We start from the raw sequence: 26,928 nt of genomic DNA, 5'->3' as shown, positions 1-26,928 counted from the left end.
GGCGAGACAACGCCGCGCTTGAACGGAGCAGCTGGGGCTGACCATCGCCAGGCGGTACGATTCGCGGCTGTCGCTGTGCTGCTCGGTGCGTGGCTGCCGGAGGCGCGCGACACCGCCGTCGGTGCAGTTCCTGGGGCGATTCGTGTGGCCACGCGATGCGGGTCGTGAGTGGCGTGGGCGGCCCTGCGCGGAGTGGCGTCGAGGAGCGGCCCGGAGGGGTCGCGTCGGCCTCATCGCCATCGCGGCAGACGACGAGCCGCGGAAAGCTACTGGGGGCAGGTCGAGCAAGACGCGAGGGTAGCGCTGCTGGTCGCGGCGCTGGTCGTGTCGTCGGGCGCCGTGGCCCGAACGAAGTGAGTAAGCGGTGATGCGGTCCGCGCGCACGGCACCGGGCCGGAAACGCGCGGTGACGACGCACCGGCTGCTGGCGCCACCGACGACGGCGGCGGAAACCCCCTGAACGGGCGGGTTCGGCGATGTTTGGTGACCGCACGCAGAGGACGGTCGTAGACGGGACCGTCTTGATTTCAGGGTTGGTGTCGCACACGCGCAGGAGGGCCTGCGCAGGAGGACGACCCGAGATGAACGACAAGAGCCACGAGTCAGCCCGGATGAAGTGGGCGAGGTTTCGCTTCACGATCGTGGGGCCATTGCTGTCCTGCCCACCGGACGTGGGGAGCTGCGCGAGCACGTCGAAGCGCTCGCTTTGCGCGGCGCTGGGAGCACCCGACGACCCGCGAGTCGCGCAGCTACGGCGCGTCGACGATCGAGCGTTGGTAATACGCGGCGAGTGGAACGCGAAGACGGACCCCATCGACGCGCTCGCGCGCAAGGTGCCGTCGCACGCGGGCACGCGCCCATCGCTCGGGGCCGCGTTGCGGGAGGCGCTCGCCGTGCAGTACCGCGCCCACCGGTCTGGACGTACGCGCTTCACCACCAGAACCTCTCGGCGCTGGTGAAGGCGGACGCGACGCTAGGCGAGGTGCCGAGCCCCGCCACGATCGCGCGTCACATGCGCCAGCAGGGGATGGTCAAGCAGCGTCGTCGCAAGCGCAAGCGCGGCGAGGTTCAGGCCTTCGAGCCGCGTGAGCGGCGCAGCTTCGAGGTGACCCAGGTGCACGGGCTCTGGCACGCCGACTTCCACGAGTGCTCGCGCGCCATCGCGCTCGCGGACGGGAGCATGAAGAGGCCTCAGCTGCTCGCCTTCATGGACGACGCCTCGCGCCTGATCCGTCACGCGCAGTGGTAACGGATCAGACGACCGAGGCGTGGGCGCACGGCCTGTCGCAGGCGATCCTCAAAGCGGGGCCTGCCGCGCGCGGCTGACGGACAACGGCTCGGCCATGATGGCCGCTGAGAGCACCGAGGGGCTGGCGCGTCCCCGATCGTGCACCACACGACGCTGCCGTACACGCCTGAGCAGAATGGCAAGCAGGAGAGCTTGGGGGTTGGTGGAGGGCGCCTGATGGCGATGCTCGAGGGTGAGGCGGAGCTCACGCTCTCGAAGCTCAACGAGGCGACGCAGGCGTGGGTGGAGCTCGACTACCACCGCAAGCGTACAGCGGAGCTCGGCACGACTCCCCCGAGGCGTGCCATGCGCGGGCCCGCGATCGCGCGCGAGGCTCCCCTCGATGGATGTCCTGCGTCGAGCCTTTCGCGAGGAAGAGGTCCGCACGCTGCGCCGCAGCGATGGGACGATCACCATCGAAGGTGTCCGCTTCGAGGTGCCCGCGCGCTACTGCGTGCTGCTGCGGCCGACGGTGCGCTTCGCGCGCTGGGACCTGTCGAGCGCCGACCTCGTCGACGCGCGACACGGCACCCACCTGGCGACGCTGCTGCCGCTCGACAAGGCCAAGAACGCGAGCGGCGCTCGCCGTCCGCTCGGTGTGCCTCAGCGTGCCGAGGACCTGGCTTCGCGACGCGCGCGGGCGGGATCGCGCCGCATCTGCGAGTTCTGATGGCGGAGTACGCGGCGACCGAGCTGCCGCCGGCCTACCTGCCGCTGGACGCGGGCGGCGCCGCCGACGGGAGCGGGGCGGGCGCCGAACCCGTTGCTCCGGAGCACGAAGATCACGACCACGACGACTCCGACGACCGAGGTGACCGATGAACTCCACACTCAAGACCCTCTACGGACTCAAATTCAACCCCTTCCTCCCCGGTCTACCGACCGAGGCGCTCTTCGCTACGCCCGCGATCGACACCTTCTGCAGGCGCCTCGAGTTTGGGCTCGCGGACGGTGGCTTCGCACGATCACGGGCGACCCAGGCTCTGGGAAGTCTGCGGCCATGCGCATCCTGGCCTCTCGCCTCGCCCGCCGCTCCGACCTGCTCGTGGGCATCGTCGAGTGGCCCGTCGGTCGCGCCTCCGACTTCTACCGCGAGCTCAGCAGCCTCTTCGAGGTGCCGCTCAAGACCCACAACAACTGGGCTGGCTTCGTCGCTCCGCGCTCGCTGGAGTGAGCATCTCTCCTCGACGATGCTCCGGCCCGTCCTCATCGTGGACGAGGCGCAGGAGATGTTGGGCAACGTCCTCACCGAGCTGCGCCTGCTCGTCAGTAAAGATCTCGACGCCCAGTCGCTGCTGACCGTCGTCTTCGTCGGCGACGCCCGGCTCCCCGAGCGCTTCCGGTCGGCCGACTTGCTGCCTCTCGGTACCCGCATCCGCCGAAGGCTCGCTCGAGCCCGCAGCGCGACGAGCTCGTCGCCTGTCTCGATCACGTCCTCGACGTCGCTGGCGCCCCCAGTTGATGTCTACGGAGGTGCGGACCGTCATGGCCGAACACGCCGCCGGCAACCACCGCGTCCTCATGAACATCGGCTACGAGTTGCTCACCGCCGCCGCGGAGCGCGAGAGGCCCCGAGGATCGACGAGAAGCTTTCTTCGAGGTCGTCGCGCCCCGCCCACCGCTCGCGTCGCGAGGCGAAAGTGAGCCCAGACCTCCTCGAGGCGCGGCGCCGTTCCGACCTCGTCTCCGTCGCAGCGCTGCTCGTGGTCCTCGACCTCGCGGACGCCGCCGTCCGCGCCGCTCACCCCCGCGTCCTCGGCCGCCTACCCGGCGAGGCCCCTCGCAGCAGCGAGCCCTCGCCCTGCTTTGCTCGCTTCATCGCCTGCGCCGCGACGCTGCCCGCTATGTCGACTACCACGCCGACCTCGTGGGCCACCTCCCCGCGTACGAGCACCCGACACCTCAGCCACTTCTGAACAGGCGCACCGTCGCTCCACCGCCACGGCCCCGCCGTCGCGGTGGGGCCGGGTGTCCCCGCTCGACCGCCGAACCTCACTCTTCGTGACACGCGGCCCATCATGTCTCGTGCTTGCGCTCACTGCACGCCGTCGAGCGCGACCTCCGCGTCGGAGCCGTCGGCCCGCCACACGTACGAGGCCATCCACCACGCGTCCGCGCCCTCTTCGGCCTTTTGCTTCCACAGAACACGCGTCTCGACGAGCTTTCCGCCGACGCGAAACTCCTTCCAAGCCTTGGTCCCGACGGGGAAGGCCCACTCGTCGAGCTCGCGGGTGTCGATCTTCGTGCCCTCGGGGAGCAGGGCATAGCGGCTCTTCTCGGAGCCATCGGACCACAGCGGGTAGCGAACCGAATAGGCGAGCACGCCGGGGGCGAGCGTGCGACTCGCGAGATCGGCGTAGAGGCCAGTCTCCGATAGCAGCTTTGGGCCCGAGGTCTTCCCCGCGTCGCGGGGCTTTGGAGGGCTCGCGGCCTCGGCGGGGGCGGCGTCTACAGGCGCCGCTGCATCGGGCCCGTCGGGGGGTGGCGCCCGCGGGTCCACTGCAGCTCAGCGGCGCGAGCATCGGCAAGACGGCCACGAGACCCAGCCCCGCGGCGAGGCGGATCGACAGCAGACGTGGAGCCCTCATCGCGACCCACCCCGCCGCGTGGCCGTGCCCGCGGAAGTCGCCACGCAACACGGGCACGAGAAGCGTCGCGCAGAGCCCCGCGACGAGGGCCATGACGCCGTGGTTGCCCGCGCACGAGCAGCCAAGCGCTCCGACCAAGCTCGCGAAGAGGCCCGCCGCGATCCACGACGGTCGCGTGGCAGATCGCCGACGCGCGACCAGCCACACGAAGAGCCCCGCGACGACGCCGCCCCCGCCGCACGCTGGCATGCACACCGAGTAGCAGGCGCTCCCGGTACAGACGTGCCCGTACGCTTGCGCCGCGTGAGCGAGGGCGAAGGGAACAACCCCGCCGCTACTCCGGGAACGACGGCGCGCTCCAGCGACTTCCCGCGCCAGAGCGCCACGGCCCACATGACCACGAGCGCCGCGGACAGCGCGAGCGCGACGGTCGGCCGCGCGCTGAGCGCCACGGCGAGCGCTCCGAACAACGCCAACGGAGCCGTCCACACGAGCGCTCGGCTCGCGCGCGCCCCCTCGTAGGCGCGCCTCACGCGCGCTTCCGCCTCACCTGGTTCAAGAACCATAGAGCTGCCTCCAGATCTCACGGAGGCGCTTCACGGCGCGCTCCTTGCGCTTGCGAAACGCGACGGCGCTGACGCCATCGAGCTCGGCCCGGACCTCCGCGAAGGCCTGCTCCACCGTCGCGCGATCCGCGGGCTCGAGGCCCTCGACCGCGAGCGCGAGCGCTGCATGGAGATCGCGGTCGATGAGCGTGGACTCCGCGCTTGGGTCGGTGCTGGGAGCTTCAGCGTCCTCGCTCCGCTCGACGAGCCCACGACGCCGGCGACGGCGGCGCACGGTCGCGCACTCCCAGCTCGTGACAGCGAACGCCCACGGCAGCGCGGGCCGCGCCGGATCGTAGTCGCTCGCGCGCGCGAAGATTTTCTCGAGGGCTTGCTGGGTGACATCGTCTGCGTCCGGACCGGGGCCGAGCATGCGCGTGGAAAAGCGGAGCAAGATGGGGCGAAGCCGCCGATAGACGGGGTCGAACGCCGAGCGATCGCCCGACGCCAGCCGAGCCATGGCCTCGTCGAGGTCGCGGGTGTCACGTCCGTCCATCAATGAAAGGCCTGTATCCGTTAGGCCCGCCGGCGCCAAGCGTGACCGGTCGATCGCCTCTCTTGGACGAAAAGTTCGCGGGCGGCCGGCAGCTCGGTGCCCACGAGCTCACAACCCAAAGCCGCGCCGGGCCACCCGCGCCCCAATGCGCTTCATCACGCCGGGACGCGACGGATGCCGAGGCAGGTCATAAGGGGCCCTCCGAGAGGTTTGATGGGTGCATCGAGCGAGGGAGCCGTGGGCCCGGTGCGAGAAAAGCGCAGGCGAACGGCGCGCTCCTCGCGGCGGACCGGACACGCACCCCATTGCGGTCATCGTCGACGAGAAGCCCCAGGAGATGGTCATGGGGCAGCAGGCCAAAGCGGACCTCACGGCGTCGCAGAGGCGCGCCCCTGCCGCCGAGGCGCCCCCCTCGCGCGGCGCGCGCGAGGGACGTCCTGGGAGCGAGCGCGGCTCTCACGCCGTCGGGGCTGCGGCTTCAGGCCGCCCAAGCTCTCGCTTTTTCCAGAGAAAGTAGATCGCCGGGTACACCAGGAGCTCCATCAGGAAGCTCGTGAAGAGCCCGCCTACCATGGGCGCCGCGATGCGCTTCATCACGTCGGCGCCGGTCCCGGTGGACCACATGATCGGCAGGAGCCCGAGCATGGCGGCCGTGACGGTCATCGCCTTCGGCCTCGCGCGCTTCACCGCGCCGTGGATGATGGCCTCGACGAGATCCGCCTCCGTGACGAGCTCGCCGCGCTTCTTGTACTCCTCGTACGCGAGATCCAGGAAGAGCAACATGAACACGCCCGTCTCCGCGTCGAGCCCCATGAGCGCGATCATGCCGACCCACACCGCGATCGACATGTTGTAGTCGAGCGCCCACAGGAACCACACCGCGCCAACCGCCGAGAACGGCACCGCGAGCATGACGATTCCTGCCTTGAATGCCGACTTCGTGTTCATGTACAGGAGCGCAAAAATGAGCGCGATCGTGAGCGGAACGACGAGCTTCAGGCGCTCCTTCACGCGTACCATGTTCTCGAACTGCCCACTCCAGACCACCGCGTAGCCGGTGGGCAGGGTCACGCTGCCAGCCACGGCCTTCTTCGCCTCGGCGACGAAGTGGCCGACGTCGATCTTGCTGGTGTCGAAGTCGACGTACACGTACCCCGCGAGCATGCCGTTCTCGTCGCGGATCATCGACGGGCCCTGCGCGAACACCACGTCGGCGATTTCGTCCATCGGCACCTGGCCCGCGCCGCCGGGCAACGGCAGCAGCACGCGCTTCAGAGATGCGAGGTCATTTCGGTAGTCTCGCGCATACCGCACGCTGATGCCGTAGCGCTCGCGCCCCTCGACCGTGATGCTCTGGCTGTCGCCACCGACCGCCGTCATCACCATCATGTTGGCGGCGTCCACCGAGAGCCCGTACCGGGCGAGGCGCTCGCGCTTCAGCACGAAGTCGAGGAAGTAGCCGCCGGCCACGCGCTCGGCGTAGGCGCTGCGGGTCCCCGGCACCTTGGAGACGGCGGCCTCGGTCTCCTTCGCGACGCGCTCGATCGTCGCCAGATCGGGCCCCATGATCTTGATACCGACCGGCGTGCGGATGCCGGTGGAGAGCATGTCGAGTCGCCCCTTGATAGGCATCGTCCAGGCGTTCGAGATGCCAGGCAGCTGAAGGGCCTTGTTCATCTCCTCCTCGAGGTCGCCGTAGGAGATGTGGTCCGGCCAGGCGCTCCGCAGCGGAGCCTTTAGCCACGACGGTGCCCACGATGAATACCAGCGGGGCCTCTTCCTCCAGGTTCTCTCCGGACGCAGGAGCACGGTGGTTTCCATCATCGTGAAGGGGGCTGGATCGGTCGGGCTGTTCGCGCGCCCCGCCTTGCCGAACACGCGCTCCACCTCCGGGAACGACATGAGGATCTTGTCCTGCGCCTGCAGCGCGCGCTGCGCCTCGGCCACCGACATCCCTGGCTCCACGGCGGAGGGCATGTAGAGCACCGTGCCCTCGCGAAGCGGGGGCATGAACTCGCTGCCGAGACGGGCGAAGACCGGGAGGGTCCCGAGGACGACGGAGAGGGCGAGGACGATGGTCGCCTTCGGAAATCGAAGCACGAGCCGGCAGGGCGGCTCGTAGAGAAAGTGGAGCGTTCGGCTGATCGGGTGTCGCTCCTCGGAGTGGTACTTTCCCACGAGTAGCTGCGTGAGGAGCCACGACAGGAAGCGCGGACGAAACGTGAACGGCTCGACCCGCGCGAAGAGCATGCGGATCGCCGGATCGAGGGTAATCGCGAGCATCGCCGCGATGGCCATCGCGAGGTTCTTCGAGAGCGCGAGTGGTCGAAAGAGACGCCCCTCCTGGTCGAGCAGCGTGAAGATCGGCATGAACGCGACCGCGATCACGAGGAGCGAGAAGAACACCCGGGCCCACCTCGGTGAGCGCCTCGAGGCGCACCTGGTAGAAGTCGCCCTTCTTACCGTCTTTGATCCAGTGGTAGATCTTGTTGTACGCGTTCTCGACCTCCACGATCGCGCCGTCCACGAGCACGCCCACCGAGATCGCGATTCCGGCGAGCGACATCAGGTTGGCGTTCATTCCCATGAGCTTCATGGGAATGAAGGCGAGCGCCACCGACACCGGGATGGTGATGATGGGGACGACCGAAGAGGGGATGTGCCAGAGGAAAATGAGGATGATGATCGAGACGACGATCATCTCCTCGATGAGCTTGTCCTCCACCGTGTCGATCGCCCGCACGATGAGCTCGGAGCGGTCGTAGGTGGTGACCACCTCGACCCCGGGCGGGAGGGAGGGCTTCACCTCCGCGAGCTTCGCCTTGACGCGGTCGATCACGGCGAGCGCGTTCTCGCCTTGGCGCATCACGACGATGCCGCCCACCACGTCGCCTTCGCCGTTGTAGTCGGCCACGCCGCGTCGCATCTCGGGGCCGATGGCCACGGTCGCGACGTCTTTGATGCGCACCGGCGTGCCCCCGGCGGAGCGCAGGACGATTTCCTCGATGTCATGGATATTCTTCACGTATCCGCGACCGCGAACCATGTATTCGCGGCCGGACACCTCCAAGAGCCGGCCGCCCACGTCGTTGTTTCCCGTGCGCACCGCCGAGATCACCGCCTCGAGCGGGAGCTTGTACGCCGCGAGCGCGTGCGGGTTGACGGTCACCTGATACTGGCGAACCTGCCCGCCGACCGTGGCCACCTCGGAGACGCCAGGCACAGCCTGGAGGGAATACCGAAGAAACCAGTCTTGGTAGGAGCGGAGCTCGTCGGACGCGTGTCTCCCGCTCTTGTCCACGAGGGCATATTGGAACACCCAGCCTACGCTCGTGGCGTCCGGGCCGAGCTCGACGCTCACCCCCGAAGGCAGGGTCGGGGTGATCTTCGAGAGGTACTCCAGCACCCTCGAACGTGCCCAGTAGGGGTCGGTGCCGTCCTCGAAGATGACGTACACATAGCTAAAGCCGAAGTCCGAGAAGCCGCGTATGGCCTTGACCTTGGGCGCGCCGAGGAGCGCCGTGGTGATAGGGTACGTGACCTGGTCCTCGATGATGTCGGGGCTGCGATCCCAGCGCCCATAGACAATGACCTGCGTGTCCGAGAGGTCGGGGAGCGCGTCCAACGGGATGGTGCGCATCGACCACCAGGCACACACCAGCGCCACCACGGTGGCGGCAATCACGAGGTAGCGGTTGTCTGCCGAGAAGCGAATGATCCGCGCGATCATGGCGCCATGCCGCCGTGGCCTGTGTGACCCTCGTGGCCGGTGGTGGGCGCGGGCATCGTGTGGCCCTCGTGGCCGGTGGTGGGCCCGGGCATGGCGTGGCCCTCGTGGCCTGTCGGGCCGGCAGGGGCCGTGCGGCCCGTGTGCCCGGTGCCGCGGTCCGCGCCCCCGTCCAGGGGTCCCAGGGTCTCGGGCAGCACGCGCGCGCTCTCCGGCGCCTGCTTCGTGCCGGTCCCCGCCATGTCCGCCAGGGAGGCGCGCAGGCGCGACTCGGAGTCGACGAGGAAGTTCGCGCGGACGACCACGGACTCCCCCGCAACGAGGCCAGCGAGCACCTCCACGTAGGTGCCGTCTGAAGCGCCGGTCTTCACGATCCGCGGCTGGAATGTGCCGTCGCCGAGGCCCACGAACACGACCTTCCGCGTGCCCGCGTGGATGACCGCGTCGTTGGGCACGCGGAGCCCCTCGTGAGGCGCGCCCAGCAGCACGACCTCGCCGAACATCTCGGGGCGGAGGTCCCCGGTCGGGTTGGGGAACGTGAGCCTCGCCTTGACGGTGCGCGTCTGCGGATCCAGCGTGGGCGGGAGAAAGACCACCTTCCCTTAGCTCGCGGTTGGGGAACGCGGCGAGGGTGAGGGTCGCGGGCATGTTTTCCTTTACGAAGCGGAGATCGCTCTCGTACACGTCGGCGACGACCCACACCGTCGACAGATCCGCCACCTCGTAGGGCATCGCGCCCATGGGGAGCTGCGCCCCCGGAACCACGTCCTTAGTAGTGACGACGCCGGCGATAGGCGAGTAGACGGTCAGCGCCTTCGTGGGCTGTCCGGTCTTTGCTAGTTGCTCGATCGTGCCTTGGGGGACGTCCCACAGCTCGAGCTTTCGTCGGGCCGCGGCGGCGAGGCCGGTGTCCCCGCGCGAGGGTGCTCCTGAGTCATGGGTCTCGGGGCTGAGCCTCCTCGCGAGGAGGTACTCTTCTTGGGCGGCGAAGAGCTCCGGGCTGTACATGGTAAAGAGGGGATCCCCCCGCTTCACGGTCTTTCCAACGTAGTCGACGTACACGCGCTCGACGAAGCCCGATACCTTGACGTTCACGCGGCGTACGCGCGTCTCGTCCACGACGATCCGCCCGACCGTTCGCCACGCTCCGCCCACCGCGCCGCGCGTCACCGTGGCGGTGCGGAGGCCGATGAGCTGCTGCTGCGCGAGGTCGATCTCGGCGGTCGCGAGGCCCTGCACCGGGGCCGCGTCGGAGGGCTGCGCGGCCTCCTCGTAGACCGGCAGATAGTCCATGCCCATCTCGTCCTTGCGAGGCACGGGGGAGGTCTGGCGAGGATCCATGGGGGAGCGATATCCGATGATCTTCCGCTCGGCCGGCGCCGTTGACGGAGCGGCTCCTTTGGGTGGCTTGTCGAGCGGCACGAGCTTCATGCCGCAGATGGGGCACGTGCCGGGGTGGTCCTGCACGATCGAAGGGTGCATTGGACACGTGTACAGCGCACCCTTCTCGGCGGCGTGCGGGGTGGCAGAGGCCGCGCTGGGGAGCGCCGCGCGCGTCACGATCACCGCGACCGTGGAAGAGAGCGCCGAGCTCACGACGATCGCCGCGAGCAGCGCGCCGACTCCGAAGGAGCGCGCCGGCCGCGGCACGCCGCTCGGCGCCTCGACCTCCGGCTCTTCGCGTGGCGCGCGTGGTGGTGGCGGTGGCGAGGGCGGTGCAGATGCAGGTGGCGACGGCTCACCGGTGGGATCGGTCGTGCCCGGGTCGGTCACATGCCCCCCGTAGACGCTGCAGCCGTCGTGCCACGAACGTCGCCCGGCGCGGTCGTCTCCGAGAGGCTCACCTCGGCCTCGGAGATCAGGATGCGGTGCGCCGCGGCGAGCGCCTCGAGGTAGGCGCGGGTGTCCGCCACGGAGCCCGTGCTCGCCTCGAGCACCGCCGCGAGCGGGACGCGGCCTACCTTGTACTGCGTGAGCGTGCTCTCGGCGGTGGCCTCCGACTGGGTGAGCAGCCCTCGCGCGTACACGTCGAGGATGCGAAGCAGCGCGACGAACGTGGTGTGTCGCTCCGCGCTCCGGAGGCGGACGACCTGCTCGAACGCGGCCGCGGTCTTGCGCGCGGCCTCCTCGCGGGCGCGCCCCTCGACCACCGCGCGGCTCTGCTTGTCGCCTGAGAACACCGGGACCGGCGCGCCCAACGTGACAGCCCACATCGGTGGGAGCTGCCCTCGGACCATGAGCCCCGCGCCCACCGTGAGGTCGGGGTAATAGCCCTTCCCTGCGAGCGACACCGCCTTCCCGGTGCGAGCAATCTCGAGGCGCGCGGCCTCGAGCTCCGGGCTCTTGCCAAGCGCGCGGGCGGTCGAGAACTGCCCCTCCAGGCTGGAAGGCGCGGGGAGGTCCGACAGCTTCGTGTTCACGGCGATGGGCTCGTCGAGCGGCCGATTCCGCAGTCGGTTCAGGCTCTGCTCGCGGGCCCGGACAATTCCCATGTACGCGAGGTGCCGCTGCTTGTTTCGCAAGAGCTCGAGCTCGGCGCGAAGAACATCGGACTGAGGTGCCTTGCCAGTCTCGTAGAGAATGCGCGCGACCTCGGCCGAGTGCCCAAGGAGCCCGTCGAGGCGACCATGGAGCTCCAGGTGTTCGCGCGCGAGCAAGAGGTCGATATAGGCCCTTCGCACGTCGGCCTCTGCCGAGAGGCGCGCCCGCGTGACCTGGGCCTTCGCCACCACCGCGCCTATGGCCACCAGCTCGGCGCGCAAATCGCGCTTTCCAGGCCAGGGAAAGGTCTGCTGAGCCATGAAGGAGACGAAGCTCGTGCCCTGCCTTCCTATCTCGATGCTCGTGAAGCCGTCGTTCTGGATGCCTATCTGGAACATCGGATCGGGCAGGGCGCCCGCCTGGGGAATGCGCTCGCGCTCGGCGCGTACCAAGGACTCCGCGCTCGCGAGCTCGGGTCGAGCGCGCAGGCTCTCGTCGATGAGCCTCGCGAGCAGCGGGTCTGTCGGGAGGGCTGTCGGGAGAGGCGCGGGGAGCGGTCCCGGCCCTTCCGCGCGGGACGTTGGCGCGAGGAGGAGCACGGAAGCGGCGAGCGTCCCGGCGAGCACGACTCGGCTCGTCCACCCTTGCGCTAGCGCGTGCAGTCGACCGCGGAACCGGGCTGGAGGACACGAGCGACGACGAGGCGCGAGGGCGTGCACCATTTTGCTGAGGGGTGTGCGGCTGCGAAGAATGGGCGGGAGGGGAAGCTCTGGGTGGAGCGGCGTTCAGCACAGGTAGCCGCGGAACGGCGGAGCGTGACAGGAAAGCTGCGCCTCCCCGTGGATAAACTCCCGTCGCCCGCGCGCCGTGAGTGCGCCTACCATGTGCGCGCATGTACCTCTTCGAGAACGACGAGCACGCGGAGCTCCGCCGCAACACGCGGCGCTTCGCCGAGACGCGCATCGCCCCCTTCGCGCACGCGTGGGAGGAGGCCTGTGAGTTCCCGCGCGAGCTCTACGTCGAGGCCGCGCAGGCGGGCTTCCTCGGCGTCGGCTACGCCGAGGCGCTCGGCGGGGCGGGCGGCGACATCACGCACACGCTCGTCGCGGCCGAGGAGCTCGTGCTCGCCGGCCACTCGGTGGGCACGTGCGTTGGCCTTGGCAGCCACGGCATCGCGCTGCCCCCGATCGTGCGGCACGGCACCCCCGAGCAGCAGGTCCGCTTCGTGTCCCCCGTGCTGTCCGGCGAGAAGATCTCGGCGCTCGGCATCACCGAGCCCGGCGGCGGCAGCGACGTCGCCAACCTGCGCACGACGGCGGTCAGGAGCGGCGATCACTTCGTGGTGAACGGCGCGAAGACCTTCATCACGTCCGGCTGCCGCGCCGATCTCGTCACGCTCGCGGTGCGCACCGGCGGCCCCGGCCACGGCGGGATCTCGCTGCTCGTGGTGGAGCGCGGCACTCCAGGCTTCACGGCAGGCAAGAAGCTGAAGAAGACCGGCTGGTGGGCGAGCGACACGGCGGAGCTCGCCTTTGAAGACTGCCGCGTCCCGGTCGCGAACCTCATCGGCGATGAAAATATGGGCTTTTACGCCATCATGATGAACTTCGCGAGCGAGCGCATTTACCTCGCCGGGCAGTGCGTCGCCATCGCCGAGCTCGCGTACCGCGAGTCGATTCGCTACGCGAAGGAGCGCCAGGCCTTCGGGAAGTCGATCATGGGTTTCCAGGTGACCCGCCACAAGCTCGCCGACATGGCGAGCCGCCTCGCCGCCGCCCGCGCGCTCACCGGCGAGGTCACCACCCGCTACGTACGGGGCGAGGACGTGACGGGCCTCGCGGCGAAGGCGAAGAACGTCGCCACGGACATGTGCTCCTTCGTTTGCGACGCCGCGGTGCAGGTCCACGGGGGCAACGGCTACATGCGCGAGACCCTCGTCGAGCGGCTGTTCCGCGACGCGCGGCTCTACCCCATCGGGGGCGGCACACGCGAGATCATGAACGAGATCATCTCGAAGGTGGAGGGCTACGCATGACCCACGATCTGCTCGCGCGTGTGCCGCGGCACGTGCTCCACATCCGCGACGTGCTGGCGAAGGCGGGCAAGCGCTCGTGGGTGGTGGGCGGCTGCGTGCGCGATCTGCTCCGCGGCAAGGAGCCCTCCGACTGGGACGTGTGCACCGACGCGCTCCCGGCCGAGCTCCTGCGCATTTTCCCTCGCGCCATCCCCACGGGCATCGAGCACGGCACGGTCACCGTGGTGCTCGATCATCAGCACTACGAGGTGACCACGCTGCGCGGCGAGGGCGCCTACTCCGACGGGCGCCGCCCCGACGCCGTGCACTTCGTGAACGACATCGAGCACGACCTCGCGCGCCGCGATTTCACGGTGAACGCCATCGCGATCGACTCGGCCACCGGCGCGCTCGTCGACCCGTTTGGCGGGCGCGACGACCTCGCCGCGCGGATCCTCCGCGCCGTGGGCAAGCCCGAAGAGCGCTTCTCGGAGGACGGCCTGCGCGTCCTCCGCGCGGCGCGGTTCTGCGCGACGCTGGGGTTCACCCTCGATCCCGCGACCAAGGCGGCGATCGAGCCCACGCTGGACACCTACCGCAAGGTCAGCCCGGAGCGCGTGCGCGACGAGTGGATGAAGGCGATGAAGGCCGACAAGCCCTCGATCGCCTTCGACGTCATGCGAGAGACCGGGATCCTCGCCGTCTCCTGCCCCGAGCTGCTCGAGGGCTTTGGCCTCGCGCAGAACCGGCACCACTCCTACGACGTGTGGCGCCACGGGATGGAGTGCATGGACGCCTGCCCGAAGGAGCCCGTGCTCCGCCTGGCGGGCCTCTTCCACGACGTGGGCAAGCCGCGCAGCCGCGCCTTCAGCGACAAGACCCAGGATTACACCTTCTACGATCACGACCGCATCGGCGCCGAGATGGTCGACCCCATCTGCGCGCGCCTGCGCTTCTCGAACGACGAGCGCGCGCGCATCGCGCACCTCGTGAGGCACCACCTGTTCCACTACGACGGGTGGACCGACGCGGCCGTGCGCCGCTGGATTCGACGCGTGGGGCGCGAGCACTTGGAGAGCCTCTACGCGCTGAACTGCGCGGACCTCGAAGCCAAAGGGCCCGATGTGCCCGGCCACGATCCGAGCTTGGGCCCGGCGCCGCTCGAGCTGCTCAAGGCCCACGTCGAGCGCGTGCTCGCCGAGGGGACCGCGCTCAGCACCCGCGATCTCACCATCAACGGGCACGACCTCATGCGCGAGCTCGGGCTGCCTCCAGGCAAGCTGCTCGGTGTGCTGCTCGGCGAGCTGCTCGAGGAGGTCACGACCGATCCCACGCTGAACGAGCGGGGCCGCCTGCTCGAGCGCGCCCGCGAGCTCCGCGCCGCGGCCGAGGGCAAGCGTCCGGCCTGAGCCACGCGAGGAGCTTCAGTCGAGCAGAGCTCGCGCCGACACGACCTCGTTGCGGGCGGCCCACGCGAGGAGATCGTCGGCCTCGGCGCGGAGCCACGGCTGGGTCATGTCGCCCGGGTGGAGCGCCACGCGGGTAGGGAGGGCGTAGGCGAGCGGCCGCGCCGCGCGGCAGAACAGCACCGTCGAGAGTTCGCGCGCGGGTGCGGCTCGCGAAATTCAGCACGAGGCTGCGGCGACGCGTGCCTGCCACCGGATCGCTCACGGACAGGTGATCTTCCGTGTAGCGTACACCTAGTTCGGCGAGCTCCCCCGCGAGCCAGGCCGGAGCCGACCACGCGGGCGGGACGAACCCGTCGATCGTGAGCCCCGCGGCCTCGAGGACCCGAGCGCCGTCCCGCAGGCGCTGCCGGGCCTCCGCGCGGGTCACGTCGGACATCTCCGCCTCGCCCGCCGAGACCACCCGCTGCGCGAAGAACCGGGCCGCTCCCGTGGGCTTCCCGTCGCCGCCCTCGCCCTCGTTGGCGCCGCGTGAGCGGTGAAAGTAGCCGTGGAGGAAGATCTCGTGCCCCTCCGCCTGGAGCCCGCGGAGGCGCGCGGCGTACCGAGGGCGCTCCGCGAGCGGCGCGCGCCCGTGGAAGTTCGGCACGACGAGGAGGCCCGGCCTCAGGCCGTGCTTCGCGCACAGGGCGAGCGCGTGCTCCACCTCCGCGTCCCACGCGGGGGACACGTCGTGGATGGAGACGTGCACACGCGCTCCGCCGCGCAGCGAGGCGAGTCGCACGGGCCGCGCGCGCTCAGTGCTTCTTGGCCGCCTGGACCTTGCCGACCTCTTCGAACTCGGTCTCGAAGAGCGAGAGCTGCGAAACCACGATGTCGAGGTTGCGCTCGTTCATCTCGTTGCGCTCGGCGCGGCCCATGTCGCGCATCTGGCGCTTGATCTCGCCGAGGCGGTCGCAGATTTGTCCGAGCTTGGCGTAGTCGACGCTCGCGCGGTTCTTGTCGGCGTAACCGGCGCGGTACTCTTCGAACAGCTCGTTGGCGGCGCCGCCGAGGGCGCCCATGATGTCCGGGAGGGTCGTGCCCTGGCGCGCCTTGCGGATCTCGGTGACCTCGCCCTCGTAGACCGCGAGCCGCTCGGCCACGATCTCCATGTTCTTCAGGTGGTAGTCCTCGTTGAGGCCCGCCTTCTTGAGCTTCTCCATGCGGGTCTTCACGCTCTTCAGCGAGTCGACCACGCGCATGAGGAGCGCGGGCCGGCGGCTCACGCGCGACTGCCCGGCGAAGTGGGTCTGGTAGACGGCGAACTGCTCGTTCGCGAGCGTGGCGAGGAGGCCCGCCTGCTCCTCCGCCGTGCCCTGCTTCTGCGCCTTGTCGATCTCGCGGAGCTCGGCCGTGTACTGGGTGTGCGCCTGGCGCACCACGTCGAGGTCACGCGCGAAATCTGCGATGTTCTTCTCCTCGAGGAGGCCGGTCATGCGCTTTTGGATGGCCTTGAGCTCCTCGATCATCTCGGCGAGCAGGGCCATGTCGCGGGTCGCCCGGTTCTGGCCGGCGAAGTGACGCCCGTAGCGCGCGAACGTGAAGTTGGCGTCGGTCGCCTCGGTGGCGAACTCGTCGAACAGCGGGCCGGCCTCTTGGGCCTTCAGGATCGCGCCGCGCTCGGTCTCGTAGAGGGCGAGCGTGTTGCCCGCCTCCTCCTTGAGCGAGATGAGCTCGGGCCCCTGCACGGCGGCCGGGATCGAGCTTGCGCGCGCCACCACGTCCTTCAGGCGCTTGATGAGGCCGTCGAGCTGCGCGACGTCGCGCGTCTGCCGTGACTGGCCGGAGAAGTCGGCCTCGTAAATACTGGTGATGAGGTCGAGATCGCGCCGCAGGGTTTCGAGGAGGTTCGTCGACATGGGGTTGGGCTCTTAGCAAGGGTTGGTTCGCGGTGCGAGCGGTTCCTCCGGTGGGTGGCGCGGCGTGGCGCGACGTCTGCGAGGGCGCTCCCCCCTCGCGCTCCCCCCTCGCGTTCCCCTTGGTTGGTGCGTGCGTGTGGCCTACGCCCGGGCGAGAAGCTCGGTGTAGACCGCACGCAAGAGGTCGAACTGGCCCTCGGCCGACGGCAGCTCCGCCACGCGCGCCCGCGCCGCGCGAGATAGTGCTGCCTTGGGGCGCCCGAGCAGCCTCGAGGTCGCCTCGGCGCAGGCGCGCGCGTCGCCGCTCGGGTAGGTCTCGGCGTACTCCGGGCGGGCGAGCTCCGCGGCCCCCCCCTCGTCGGGCACCACCACCGGCAACCCCTGGGCGAGGGCCTCCGCGATCGAGAGGCCGAAGGTCTCGACCGAGCAGCCGTGGACCAGCGCGTCGGCGCTCGCGAGGGCCGACGCCAGCCGCCCACGGTCCTTCTCGAACCCCGGCATGCGCACATGGGGCCCCGCGAGGCGCTCGAGCCGCGCGCGCTCGGGGCCGTCGCCGAAGAGGACGAGGGTGTGGGGCAGGGACCGCGCGAGCTCGGCGGAGGCCTCGAGCACCACCTCCCAGCGCTTCTCGAGCGCGAAGCGGCCGACCCCGACGAGCAAGGGGCCGGGCCGCCCCTGCCGGAGCTCATCCCCGCGGTCGGCGGGCGCCGGCTCGAGGTCGACCCCAAACGGCACGTGCCGGACCCGCGGCACCCCGTGCGAGGTCAGCTTCGCGCGTTGCCCCTCCGACGCTACGAGCGTCGCGTGGACCCGTTCTCCGAGGGCTCGGACGAGCCGCCATCCCGGTCGAACGAGGGCCAGAGGCCTCAACCAGGACGGCGCAAGTGCGTAAAATTCGGCCCACATGGGGGGTAGTGCCCCCAGCTTCCAGGTGGCCACGGAGGCGTACGTGTCCAGAAAATCGGAGTGCCACCGGAAGGTCCGGACACCAAAGTCGCGGTCCGGACACCCGAGGGCCGCGATGGCGCCCATGTAGGGAGAGTGAATCTCGAGAACGTCGGGCCGCTCCCGGGCCACGATCTCCCGAATCCTTCGCACCCCCGGGAAGGCGTGGTAGGTGGGGTCATACGGCATGTTTGGGCCACGAACGCGAATGATCCGTGCGCTCCCGGGGCTCCGTGCTAGCAGACGGTCGCGCACGCGCGTCTCGTCATCGGCTCGCCCGGGCGCCACCACGACGTGCTCGTCTCCCCTTTGGCACAGAACATGACTTTTGGCCTCTAGATGGCTTCGAACACCGCCTCCCCTCTCGGAATAGAACTCGGTGACGTCCAGGACCTTCACGGTCCCTCCGTGACGAGCATCGGCCCCCGCCGCGCTGGAAATGACGGCACTTCGCGTGAAGCGCGAGACCGCTCCGCGCCCGACGTCCTCGGCTCCAGGCGCGCCGCGCGCTCCGGGTTCTCCGCCGAGCACGTCGCCTCAGGGCACGGGCTCGATCTCAGCCGGGTGGCGCCGTTCGCGGCGCTCGCCGCGCGCCAAGGGCGCCCACTGCGTGTCGCTATTCTCAGTGATTTCACGCGTATACCTTACGCCAACGGCGCCGCTTTCCAGACCCGTTTTCTCTACCAGGAGCTCACCCGGTGCGGCCATGAGGTGACCGTCATTGGCCCCCATGATCCGGATGCCACCCCCGAGGATCTGGCCCCGGGCACCATCGAGCTGCCGAGCCTACCCCTCAAGACCTACCCTGGGGTCTACATCCCGATGCCTCTCGAGTCGTGGGTGTACAAGATCGCCCGCTTCGACTTCGACATCGTCTTCGCGCAGACCACCACGCTGCTCATGGAATTCGGCGTGTGGCTCCGGAAGATGCGGGGCATCCCGCTCTTGTGCGTGAACACCACGCACCTCGCCGCCGCGTACGAGGTGCTCCTCCCCGAGCGCCTCTCCAAGGTGCCCGCCATCCACGCCGGCCTCGAGGTCACGTTGAAGCGCCCCTACGAGCGCCTCTTCGCGAAGGTCTATAACGACTCCGACGGCCTCATCGTGCTGAGCGAGGGCCTGCGCAGCTACTGGCGCGAGCGTGGCGTCACCGCGCCCATCCACGTCGTTCCCCGGGCCGTGCAGCCCGAGATCTTCGACAAGCCGCTCGGCGAGGACCCGTACCAGGCGTTCCTCGGGGAGACGCCCCATTTCGACGGCGCGCGGTTGCTCTGCGCCGGTCGGCACACGCGCGAGAAGGCGCAAGATCGCGTCATTCGCATCTTCGCTCGGCACGTCGCGCCGAAGGACCCCCACGCCACGCTCACCATGCTGGGCGACGGCCCTGAGCGAAGCTACTACCAGCGCGTGGCGAGTGAAGAGGGCGTCGAGGCGCGGGTGTTCTTCCCGGGTGAGGTGCCCTTCACGCGGATGGTCGACTACTACGGCTACGCCGACGTCTTCGTCCACGCGTCGCTCAGCGAGACCTACGGGAACGTGATGGGCGAGGCCTTGTGGTGCGGGACGCCCACTGTGGCCTACGCCGACGGCATGGGCGTCAGCTCGCAGATCCGCGACGGCGTGAACGGCGTGCTCCTCGCCCCCGGCTCGGGCACGCAGTCCGAGGCCCAGGCCGACGCCGCCTTCGGTCGCGCCGTGCTGCGCATCCTCGCCGATCCGGAGGGGCGCGCGCGCCTCGGCACGATGGCGAGCAAGCTGTCGCGCGAGCGGTGCTCTCCGCTCGCCGTGCAGGAGCGCCTCGCCGACACGTTCCGCTCGGCGCAAGATCACGCGGGCGCTTGCGGTCTCCGGCCTAGCGTGCGGCGCCCGCTGCCCATGCAGTGGCTCACGACCTTCCAGCACTTCCGCTCGTGGGCCACGATCAACGCGGGCGTGTACCTGGCAGGCCACATTCGCCCTGCGCCCGAGAAGACCCGCCGCGGGCGCATGCACCCGCAGATCGGGCGCTGAGCGGCGCGTCACGTCGCCGCGAAGTGGCTCACGGCCGGGCCCGCGCGCTAACGTTCGCGACGTGCCGCCTCCGAGTCCTCCTCCTCACGTGCGCTTCGCCGCGTTCGCTGCGTTCGCGGCGGCGGCGCTGACGGGCTGCTCCCACGCGTCCGAGGCGAGCCCCAGCAGCGTCGATGCCGCCCCGGGATCGGCCCAGCCGATTGGCGAGGAGCGAGACGCCGCGCCCGAGCCCAAGGCGGCCTCCGACTGCCCCCCGGTGTCCCGGGACGAGGCCTGGCTGGCGATCGACGCCGACGCCCCCGAGCTCCCCACCATCGACGACCCCGCCAAGAACCTCGCGCGGTTCTATCGGCGGTGGGCTGAGGTCGCGCGGGGCCGATCGAGGCGCGCGCTGCGCATCGCGGTGTATGGGGACTCGAACCTGACGCTCGACGGCCTCACGGGCCTGCTGCGCCGCGCGTTTCAGGCGCGCTACGGCGACGCTGGGCACGGGTTCGTCGCCCTCGGGAAGCCGTGGGGGTGGTACCGACACCACGACGTGGTCCACGCGTCGTACGAGAACATGTGGAAGTTCTACGCGACCACCACCGCGCCCGCGCCGGACAACCAAATGGGCTTCTCCGGCATCGCCGTCGAGGCGGTGTCTCCCGGCGCCCAGACCTGGGTGGGAACGGCCGCCGATCCCGACGCACCCATCGGCAAGACCGCGAGCCACTTCGGGGTGTACTTCCTGAAGCGCCCCGGCGGCGGGCCGTTCGAGATCCGCGTCGACGGCAAGGGCGTGAAGGAGGTGTCGACGCGCTCGAGCGAGACCGAGCTCGGCTACGACGAGCTCACGGTGGAGGACGCGCCGCACAAGGTGACGTACGTCGCGAAGGGGACCGTGAGGCTCCTCGGCGCCACGCTCGGGCGCGACGCGCCGAACAGCGTGACCGTCGACTCGCTCGGCGTCGGCTCGCTCAACGCGTGGGCGCTCGCTCGGCTCGACACGCAGGTGAACCGCGCGATGCTCGCGCACCGCGACTTTGATCTCGTGATGTTCCTCGTGGGCACGAACATGTACGCGCTCGAGAAGCACCACGAGTGGATGGGCCGCGTCATTCGCCACCACCGCCTCGCCACGCCCGAGGTGCCGCTTCTGTTCTTTTCGCCGCCCGACATCACGCTCGGCAACAAGGGGCGCAAGACGGATCCCCGAATCCACAAGGTGGCCGAGCAGCTCCACGACATCGCGCGCGAGCACGGCGCCGCGTTCTGGGACTTCCACGCCGCCATGGGGGGCGATCGCTCGATCGTCGCGTTTCGTCAGAAGAAATGGGCGCAGGCGGACATCATCCACTTCACCGACGAGGGCAGCTTCTTCATGGGGCGGAGGGTGCTCCTCGCGCTATGGCGGGGCTTCCTGGCGGCGCTCGACAGCGACCCGAACCTCGCGTGCGGTAGCCCCGCGAGGTAGCTCGGCGCCCGACGGCACCAAGTTCGAGCTTGCCGCGCGCAAAAGGCTCTGGCGTACCCCCGGAAGCTTGCCGTTCGCGCGCCCGAAGCCTATGGTCCGTAGGTCTACCCGATCGATTCACGCGGAGAAGCAGGCCTTGGAGCGCAGGCGCGACGACCACCACAGCGGCAACCTCAACTGCTCTTTTTGCGGGAAATCGCAGAAGGAAGTGAAGAAGCTCATCGCCGGCCCCACCGTCTACATCTGTGACGAGTGTATCGGCTTGTGCAACGACATCATCGCCGAAGAGGTCGAGAAGGACGAGCCGCACGCCGGCTCCGCGCCCATCCCGAAGCCGGCGGAGATCAAGGTCATCCTCGACGAGTACGTCATCGGGCAGGACCGCGCGAAGAAGGTCCTCTCTGTCGCGGTGCACAACCACTACAAGCGCATCGAGTCGAAGGTCTCGTCCGACGAGGTCGAGCTGTCGAAGAGCAACATCTTGCTCCTCGGCCCCACCGGCTCGGGCAAGACGCTCCTCGCGCAGACCCTCGCGCGTATCCTCAGCGTGCCGTTCGCCATCGCGGACGCGACCACGCTGACCGAGGCCGGATACGTAGGCGAGGACGTCGAGAACATCATCGTCCAGCTCGTGCAGAACGCCGACCAGGACATCGATCGCGCGCAGCGCGGCATCGTCTACATCGACGAGATCGACAAGATCTCGCGCAAGAGCGACAACCCCTCCATCACCCGCGACGTGTCGGGGGAAGGCGTGCAGCAGGCGCTGCTGAAGATCATCGAAGGCACGGTGGCCAACGTGCCGCCGAAGGGCGGGCGCAAGCACCCCCAGCAGGACTTCCTCCAGGTCGACACCACGAACATTCTCTTCATTTGCGGCGGCGCCTTCGTGGGCCTCGACCAGATCGTCCAGCGCCGCATAGGTCAGCAGAACCTCGGCTTCGGCGCCGACGTGAAGAGCAAGAAGGACTTCAAGCTCGGCGACCTCTTCGCCAAGGCGCAGCCGGAAGATCTCCTCAAGTTTGGACTCATTCCCGAGTTCATCGGCCGTCTGCCGGTCATGGCGACGCTTCACGAGCTCACCGAGGACACCCTCGTCGACATCCTCACCAAGCCGAAGAACTCGCTCGTCAAGCAGTTCCAGAAGCTCTTCGAGATGGACGGCGTGAAGCTGAAGTTCACCAAGCAGGCGCTCACGGCGGTCGCGAAAGAGGCCCTCGCCCGGAACGCGGGCGCGCGTGGTCTGCGCGCCATCCTCGAGGGCGCGATGCTGGACATCATGTACGACATCCCCAGCCGCTCGAACGGCATCAAGGAGGTCGTCATCAACGAAGAGGTGATCACCAAGGGTGACGCGCCGCTCATCGTCTATGCCAAGGAAGCCGAGCTCGCCTGACGCGACGGGCTCCCTCGCGGCCTCACCCCCGCCGCCGAGCTCGGGCCCCGACTACCGCGAGGTGGCGTCGTGTGCGTGCTACCACGCCCGGCGCGCGGCGCGGGTCGTCACGCAGCTGTTCGACGCCGAGCTGGCCCACGTCGGCCTCCGTGCCACGCAGTACGCGGTGCTCTGCGTGCTCGCCGGGCGCAGGCGCGGCGAGCCGCCGCCGTCGATGGTGGAGCTCGCCGAAGAGCTGCTCGTGGAGCCTTCAGCCCTCTCGCGCAACCTCGCGGTCCTCACGCGGCGGGGCCTCGTGGAGCTCACGCCGCTCGGGGATCGCAGGCAGCGCGGGGTCGCCCTCACGTCCAAGGGGCAGCTCCTCTTCCGGCAGGCCTTCCCCCACTGGAAGCGCGCGCAGGACCGCCTCGCCGCGCGCCTCGGGGCCGGGCGCCTCCCCGCCGCGCTCGGCGTGCTCCGTGAGCTCTCCCAGGGCGAGCCCGCGCCTGCCCTTGACGCTGCCCGCGCTGAAATGCGTGTGCACGCAGCGATCACGCCCGGTTAGCCAAGGGATCCTGCCGGCCCCGGCGGCGCGCTCGTCGTGGTCATGACCTCGGGCCAGCTGTTCCGCGTCTCGCCGTGAAGCCGGGCCGAGCGCCGCGTCGCGAGCTTGGGTTTTCTCCCGAGCCGGGATAAACCGGAGGGGATGTTCTTCAAGAGCGACTCCGAGAAAAAAGCCGCGCTCGGCGCGAGCCGCCGCGTGGTCCCGCTGCTCCCGCTGCGCGACATCATCGTGTTCCCGCACATGGGCAGTCAGCTGTTCGTGGGTCGCGAGCGCTCCATCGCCGCGCTCGACGCCGCGATGACCCGCGACAAGGACATCTTCCTCGCCGCGCAGAAGAACGCGAAGACGAACGAGCCCACGCCGGAGGACATCTTCGCGGTCGGCACGATCGGCACCGTGAAGGAGCTGCTCCGGCTGCCGGACGGCACGGTGCGCGTGCTCGTGGAGGGCAAGCGCCGCGCGAAGATTCGCAAGTTCGTCCACACCGACGAGTTCTTCCTGGTCGAGGTCGACGAGATCCCCGAGGTGTCGCAGAAGGGCGTCGAGCTCGAGGCGCTCATGCGCAGCGTGCACGCGGCGTTCGAGATGTACGTGAAGCTGAACAAGAAGGTCCAGCCGGAGGTGCTGATGCACGTCCAGACCCTGGACGACGCGGCCAAGCTCTCCGACGCCATCGTCGCGAACCTGCCCACGGTGAAGCTCGCCGATCGGCAGTCGCTCCTCGAGGACGACGACCCCGCGAAGCGCCTCGATCGTCTCCACGAGCTGATGCAGGCCGAGATCGAGATTCTCCAGGTGGAGAAGAAGATCCGCTCGCGCGTCAAGAAGCAGATGGAGAAGACTCAGAAGGAATATTACCTGAACGAGCAGATGCAGGCGATCCAGAAGGAGCTGGGTGGCGGCGAGCGCGACGAGTTCAAGAACGAGATCGCGGAGATCGAAGAGCAGCTCAAGGCCAAGACCATGAGCCGCGAGGCGCAGGGCAAGGTCAAGAAGGAGCTGAAGAAGCTCAAGATGATGCACCCCACGAGCGCCGAGGCGACCGTGGTGCGAAACTACATCGACTGGATTCTCTCGTTGCCGTGGTCCGACAAGTCGGAGGACGCGCACGACCTGGCCGCGGCCGAAGAGATCCTCGACGCCGACCACTACGGCCTGAAGAAGATCAAAGAGCGCATCCTCGAGTACCTCGCCGTGCAGGCCCTCACGGGGAAGCTGCGCGGTCCCGTGCTGTGCCTCGTGGGGCCGCCGGGCGTCGGCAAGACGAGCCTCGCGAAGAGCATCGCGCGGGCCACCAATCGCAAGTTCGTGCGCCTCGCGCTCGGCGGCGTGCGTGACGAGGCCGAGATCCGCGGGCACAGGCGCACGTACATCGGCGCGATGCCCGGAAAGCTCATTCAGTCGATGAAGAAGGCGGGCACCAACAACCCGGTGTTCCTCCTCGATGAGGTCGACAAGATGTCCGCCGACTTCCGCGGCGACCCGGCCTCTGCGCTGCTCGAGGTGCTCGACCCGGAGCAGAACAGCACGTTCAACGACCACTACCTCGATCTCGACTACGACCTCTCCGACGTGATGTTCATCACGACGGCGAACACGCTGTCGGGCATCCCGGTGCCCCTCCAGGACCGCATGGAGATCATCCCGCTGTCGGGCTACACCGAGTTCGAGAAGATGAACATCGCGGTGAAGTACCTCGTGCCGCGGCAGAAGAAAGAGAACGGCCTCGAGGGGCTGGACGTGACCATCACCGACGCGGCCCTCCGCACGACCATCCACCACTTCACGCGCGAGGCCGGCGTGCGCTCGCTCGAGCGCGAGGTGTCGAGCGTGTGCCGCAAGGTCGCGCGGAAGATGGTCGCCGACGGGAAAGAGCAGTCGATCCTGGTCGACGCGAAGGACATCCCCAAGTACTTGGGCGTGCCCAAGTACACGCTCGGCAAGAAGGAAGCGCACGACGAGGTGGGCCTCACGAACGGCCTCTCGGTCACCAGCATGGGCGGCGGCGAGCTGCTCGCGTGCGAGGTCGCCGTGGTGCAGGGCAAGGGCAAGCTGGTGATCACCGGCCTGCTCGAGAAGGGCATGGAGGAGAGCGCGCAGGCGGCCATGAGCTACGTGCGCTCCCGCGCGCAGGTGCTCGGCCTCGAGCCCGAGTTCTACCAAAAGGTCGACGTGCACGTTCACTTCCCCGAGTTCATCCGGAAGGACGGCCCGAGCGCGGGCGTCACGATGGCCACGTCGCTCGCGAGCGCGCTCATGCGAGTGCCCGTGCGCCGCGATCTGGCCATGACCGGCGAGGTCACGCTCCGCGGCCGCGTGCTCCCGATCGGCGGCCTGAAGGAGAAGCTGCTCGCGGCCCACCGCAGCGGCATTTCTACCGTGGTAGTTCCTAGGGAGAACCGCAAGGACCTCCGCGAGGTGCCGCGCCGCGTGCTGAAGAGCACCCGCATCGTGCTCGTCGAGCACATGGACGAGGTGCTCCGCGAGGCGCTCTGCCTGCCCGACGTCGACGCGGTGTTCGGGCCTCGCCGCGAGGGCATGGAGTACGTGGGCGGCGAGCTCAAGACCTTCGGGGTGGTGCCGCCCGCGGCCCTCCCGAGGCCGGCGGTGCCCGCCCCGATCCCAGGCCACGCGTAACCACGCTCGAGGGGACGAGAGCCTAAGACCGCGCGAGCGGCGCGCGGCGGTCGCGCCAGGGGAGCTCTTCCTCGAGCACCTTGGAGAGCGCGAGCACGGTCCCATCCGCGTAGCGGCGGCCGATCAGCTGCACGCCGAGGGGGAGCCCGTCGTCGGTGAGACCTACGGGCACGGACGCGGCGGGCTGGCCCGTGATGTTCGCCGCCGCGGTGAACGCGCCGAGCTCCGCCGCCTTCGCGAAAATCCGCGCGGGCGGCTCGTCGGTGCGCGCGAGGCCGAGCTTGGGTGCGGGGCCGGCCACTGTGGGGGTGAGCACGATGTCGGCCTCGCCTTGCCACGCGAACAGCTTGCGCTCGAGCTCCAGGCGCAGCAGCTCGATTTCGGCCTTGTCGTGGTGACGTCCGGGCTCGGCGATCCAGCGTGTGACGGGCTGCGTGTCGCTCCACCGCACGAGCGGCGCGTCGGACGTGAGCTTCTGCCACAGCGGCAGGAAGCTCTCGAGCGTGAGCCCCGGGGTGTCCGGGAGCTCCGTGACCTCGTGCCCGAGCCGCTCGAGCAGCTTCGCGACGCGCAGGACGTGCTCGCGCGCGGCCGGGGTGACCTCGGCTACGTCGCTCTGCACCGAGAACCGCACGTGGAGCCGTCGCGGCGCCTCCATGGCGAGCTCTTGGAACGGGCGCGGAGGGGGCGGCGCCCAGTGGGGCTTGCCCACCGTGACACCGGCCATCACGTCGAGCATGGCGGCCGCGTCGAGCACCGTGTGGGCGAGCGGGCCGTCGGTGTAGAGCAGGGTCTCGTCGGGGAACCCGAAGGCGTTGCGCACGCGCCCGCGCGAGGGCTTCAAGCCGTAGAGGTGGTTGAACGCGGCCGGGATGCGCACGGAGCCCGCGCCGTCGCTGCCCTGGGCGATGGGCACGAGCCCCGCCGCCACGGCCGCGCCCGAGCCCCCGCTCGAGCCGCCTGCGCTGTGCGAGGTGTTCCACGGGTTCGCGGTGGGAGGGTGGATGTCCGGCTCGGTGATCGGCATCACGCCGTACTCGGAGGTGGCGAGCTTCCCGAGGAACACGAAGCCGCCCGCGCGGAGGCGGCTCGTCATGCGGTCGTCGAGGGGGGACCAGGTGACGCGCGCGCCCCGCGAGCCGAAGCGCGCCCGCTGCCGCGCCACGAGGTTCAGGTCCTTCACCGCGGTGGGCACGCCGAAGAACGGCGGGAGGGTCGCCCGGCCGCTCCGCGCGAGCGCGCGGTCCTTCTCCTTCGCGTCGCGGAGCGCCTCTTCGCGGAACACCGCGACGAAGGCTGCGATCGCGGGGTTCTTGCGCTCGATGCGTGCAAGATACATGGACACGAGCTCCTCGCTCGAGACCTCGCGCTTTCGGAGCAGGTCGACGAGTTCGAGGGCGGGCGAGTCGGCGACGTCCATGCCGGGTCGTTACC

At 69.4% G+C, this 26,928-nt stretch carries 16 protein-coding genes and 4 pseudogenes; 11 read left to right on the top strand and 9 right to left on the bottom strand.

Annotated features, from left to right (window positions below; all coding sequences use genetic code 11):
* Positions 1-581 precede the first annotated feature (581 nt).
* Both IPQ09_28640 and IPQ09_28635 read left to right on the top strand, forming a co-directional pair.
* Positions 582-2,005: pseudogene (locus tag IPQ09_28640) on the top strand (transposase family protein).
* A 101-nt stretch (positions 2,006-2,106) separates the two neighbouring features.
* A pseudogene (locus IPQ09_28635) lies at positions 2,107-3,293 on the top strand (ATP-binding protein).
* Positions 3,294-3,323: 30 nt separating this feature from the next.
* Here the strand turns inward: IPQ09_28635 and IPQ09_28630 are convergent.
* Positions 3,324-3,788, bottom strand: a complete 465-nt coding sequence (locus IPQ09_28630; GenBank protein MBL0198113.1) for a hypothetical protein — start codon at positions 3,786-3,788, stop codon at positions 3,324-3,326.
* Between the two features lie 179 nt (positions 3,789-3,967).
* Between IPQ09_28630 and IPQ09_28625 the strand changes: the two genes are divergently transcribed.
* Complete coding sequence (locus IPQ09_28625; protein ID MBL0198112.1) at positions 3,968-4,138, top strand: hypothetical protein; 171 nt, start codon at positions 3,968-3,970, stop codon at positions 4,136-4,138.
* 41 nt (positions 4,139-4,179) lie between these two features.
* The gene (locus tag IPQ09_28620) at positions 4,180-4,398 is read left to right on the top strand and encodes a hypothetical protein (GenBank protein MBL0198111.1); all 219 of its coding nucleotides are present in this window, start codon (positions 4,180-4,182) and stop codon (positions 4,396-4,398) included.
* A gap of 33 nt (positions 4,399-4,431) precedes the next feature.
* Here IPQ09_28620 and IPQ09_28615 read toward each other — a convergent pair whose 3' ends face one another.
* The 4 genes and pseudogenes from IPQ09_28615 to IPQ09_28600 form a co-directional block, all read right to left on the bottom strand.
* A complete protein-coding gene (locus IPQ09_28615) occupies positions 4,432-4,977 on the bottom strand; it encodes a sigma-70 family RNA polymerase sigma factor (GenBank protein MBL0198110.1) in 546 nt (181 codons plus the stop codon).
* 456 nt (positions 4,978-5,433) lie between these two features.
* Positions 5,434-8,707: pseudogene (locus IPQ09_28610) on the bottom strand (efflux RND transporter permease subunit).
* Positions 8,704-10,186 (bottom strand): annotated as a pseudogene (locus IPQ09_28605) (efflux RND transporter periplasmic adaptor subunit). Before IPQ09_28605 ends, IPQ09_28610 begins: the two co-directional pseudogenes overlap by 4 nt.
* Before the next feature lie 287 nt (positions 10,187-10,473).
* On the bottom strand, positions 10,474-11,811 hold the full coding sequence (locus tag IPQ09_28600) for a TolC family protein (GenBank protein MBL0198109.1): 1,338 nt from the start codon (positions 11,809-11,811) through the stop codon (positions 10,474-10,476).
* 266 nt (positions 11,812-12,077) lie between these two features.
* On the opposite strand from IPQ09_28600, the gene IPQ09_28595 reads away from it, so the two are divergent.
* Together IPQ09_28595 and IPQ09_28590 are read left to right on the top strand one after the other, a co-directional pair.
* A complete protein-coding gene (locus IPQ09_28595; GenBank protein ID MBL0198108.1) occupies positions 12,078-13,220 on the top strand; it encodes an acyl-CoA dehydrogenase family protein in 1,143 nt (380 codons plus the stop codon).
* On the top strand, positions 13,217-14,608 hold the full coding sequence (locus tag IPQ09_28590; protein ID MBL0198107.1) for an HD domain-containing protein: 1,392 nt from the start codon (positions 13,217-13,219) through the stop codon (positions 14,606-14,608). Before IPQ09_28595 ends, IPQ09_28590 begins: the two co-directional genes overlap by 4 nt.
* Here the strand turns inward: IPQ09_28590 and IPQ09_28585 are convergent.
* The 3 genes from IPQ09_28585 to IPQ09_28575 all read right to left on the bottom strand — a co-directional run bounded on the left by IPQ09_28585 (position 14,517) and on the right by IPQ09_28575 (position 17,850).
* On the bottom strand, positions 14,517-15,389 hold the full coding sequence (locus tag IPQ09_28585; GenBank protein ID MBL0198106.1) for a DUF2334 domain-containing protein: 873 nt from the start codon (positions 15,387-15,389) through the stop codon (positions 14,517-14,519). The two genes, IPQ09_28590 and IPQ09_28585, sit on opposite strands and share 92 nt — an antisense overlap.
* A 13-nt stretch (positions 15,390-15,402) precedes the next feature.
* Positions 15,403-16,506: a hypothetical protein gene (locus IPQ09_28580; protein MBL0198105.1), complete on the bottom strand. Its 1,104-nt coding sequence runs from the start codon at positions 16,504-16,506 to the stop codon at positions 15,403-15,405.
* A gap of 141 nt (positions 16,507-16,647) precedes the next feature.
* Positions 16,648-17,850, bottom strand: a complete 1,203-nt coding sequence (locus IPQ09_28575) for a glycosyltransferase (protein ID MBL0198104.1) — start codon at positions 17,848-17,850, stop codon at positions 16,648-16,650.
* Between IPQ09_28575 and IPQ09_28570 the strand changes: the two genes are divergently transcribed.
* From IPQ09_28570 to lon, 5 genes are all read left to right on the top strand, one after another.
* Complete coding sequence (locus IPQ09_28570; GenBank protein ID MBL0198103.1) at positions 17,791-19,461, top strand: glycosyltransferase; 1,671 nt, start codon at positions 17,791-17,793, stop codon at positions 19,459-19,461. The two genes, IPQ09_28575 and IPQ09_28570, sit on opposite strands and share 60 nt — an antisense overlap.
* Before the next feature lie 61 nt (positions 19,462-19,522).
* Complete coding sequence (locus tag IPQ09_28565; protein MBL0198102.1) at positions 19,523-20,917, top strand: hypothetical protein; 1,395 nt, start codon at positions 19,523-19,525, stop codon at positions 20,915-20,917.
* A 91-nt stretch (positions 20,918-21,008) separates the two neighbouring features.
* On the top strand, positions 21,009-22,313 hold the full coding sequence (gene clpX, locus IPQ09_28560; protein MBL0198101.1) for an ATP-dependent Clp protease ATP-binding subunit ClpX: 1,305 nt from the start codon (positions 21,009-21,011) through the stop codon (positions 22,311-22,313).
* Positions 22,288-22,857, top strand: a complete 570-nt coding sequence (locus tag IPQ09_28555) for a winged helix-turn-helix transcriptional regulator (GenBank protein MBL0198100.1) — start codon at positions 22,288-22,290, stop codon at positions 22,855-22,857. Before clpX ends, IPQ09_28555 begins: the two co-directional genes overlap by 26 nt.
* A 141-nt stretch (positions 22,858-22,998) precedes the next feature.
* Positions 22,999-25,494 carry an endopeptidase La gene (lon, locus tag IPQ09_28550; GenBank protein MBL0198099.1) on the top strand — a complete coding sequence of 832 codons (2,496 nt, stop codon included), beginning with the start codon at positions 22,999-23,001 and terminating at the stop codon, positions 25,492-25,494.
* Between the two features lie 22 nt (positions 25,495-25,516).
* Here the strand turns inward: lon and IPQ09_28545 are convergent, their stop codons facing one another.
* Positions 25,517-26,914, bottom strand: a complete 1,398-nt coding sequence (locus IPQ09_28545) for an amidase (GenBank protein MBL0198098.1) — start codon at positions 26,912-26,914, stop codon at positions 25,517-25,519.
* Positions 26,915-26,928 lie beyond the last annotated feature (14 nt).

This window comes from Myxococcales bacterium, assembly GCA_016720545.1.
GTDB lineage: Bacteria > Myxococcota_A > Polyangia > Polyangiales > Polyangiaceae > JAAFHV01.
The sequence above is the reverse complement of the archived record's forward strand: the minus strand, read 5'-3'. Positions and strand labels throughout refer to the sequence as shown.

Excerpts from the sequence above, each read along its gene's own strand:
- IPQ09_28580 (MBL0198105.1), bottom strand. The coding sequence starts at position 16,506 with ATGTCGACGAACCTCCTCGAAACCCTGCGGCGCGATCTCGACCTCATC.
- lon (MBL0198099.1), top strand. The coding sequence starts at position 22,999 with ATGTTCTTCAAGAGCGACTCCGAGAAAAAAGCCGCGCTCGGCGCGAGC.
- IPQ09_28590 (MBL0198107.1), top strand. The coding sequence starts at position 13,217 with ATGACCCACGATCTGCTCGCGCGTGTGCCGCGGCACGTGCTCCACATC.
- IPQ09_28615 (MBL0198110.1), bottom strand. The coding sequence starts at position 4,977 with ATGGACGGACGTGACACCCGCGACCTCGACGAGGCCATGGCTCGGCTG.
- IPQ09_28555 (MBL0198100.1), top strand. The coding sequence starts at position 22,288 with ATGCCAAGGAAGCCGAGCTCGCCTGACGCGACGGGCTCCCTCGCGGCC.
- IPQ09_28570 (MBL0198103.1), top strand. The coding sequence starts at position 17,791 with ATGGCTTCGAACACCGCCTCCCCTCTCGGAATAGAACTCGGTGACGTC.
- IPQ09_28545 (MBL0198098.1), bottom strand. The coding sequence starts at position 26,914 with ATGGACGTCGCCGACTCGCCCGCCCTCGAACTCGTCGACCTGCTCCGA.
- IPQ09_28625 (MBL0198112.1), top strand. The coding sequence starts at position 3,968 with ATGACGCCGTGGTTGCCCGCGCACGAGCAGCCAAGCGCTCCGACCAAG.
- IPQ09_28595 (MBL0198108.1), top strand. The coding sequence starts at position 12,078 with ATGTACCTCTTCGAGAACGACGAGCACGCGGAGCTCCGCCGCAACACG.
- clpX (MBL0198101.1), top strand. The coding sequence starts at position 21,009 with ATGGTCCGTAGGTCTACCCGATCGATTCACGCGGAGAAGCAGGCCTTG.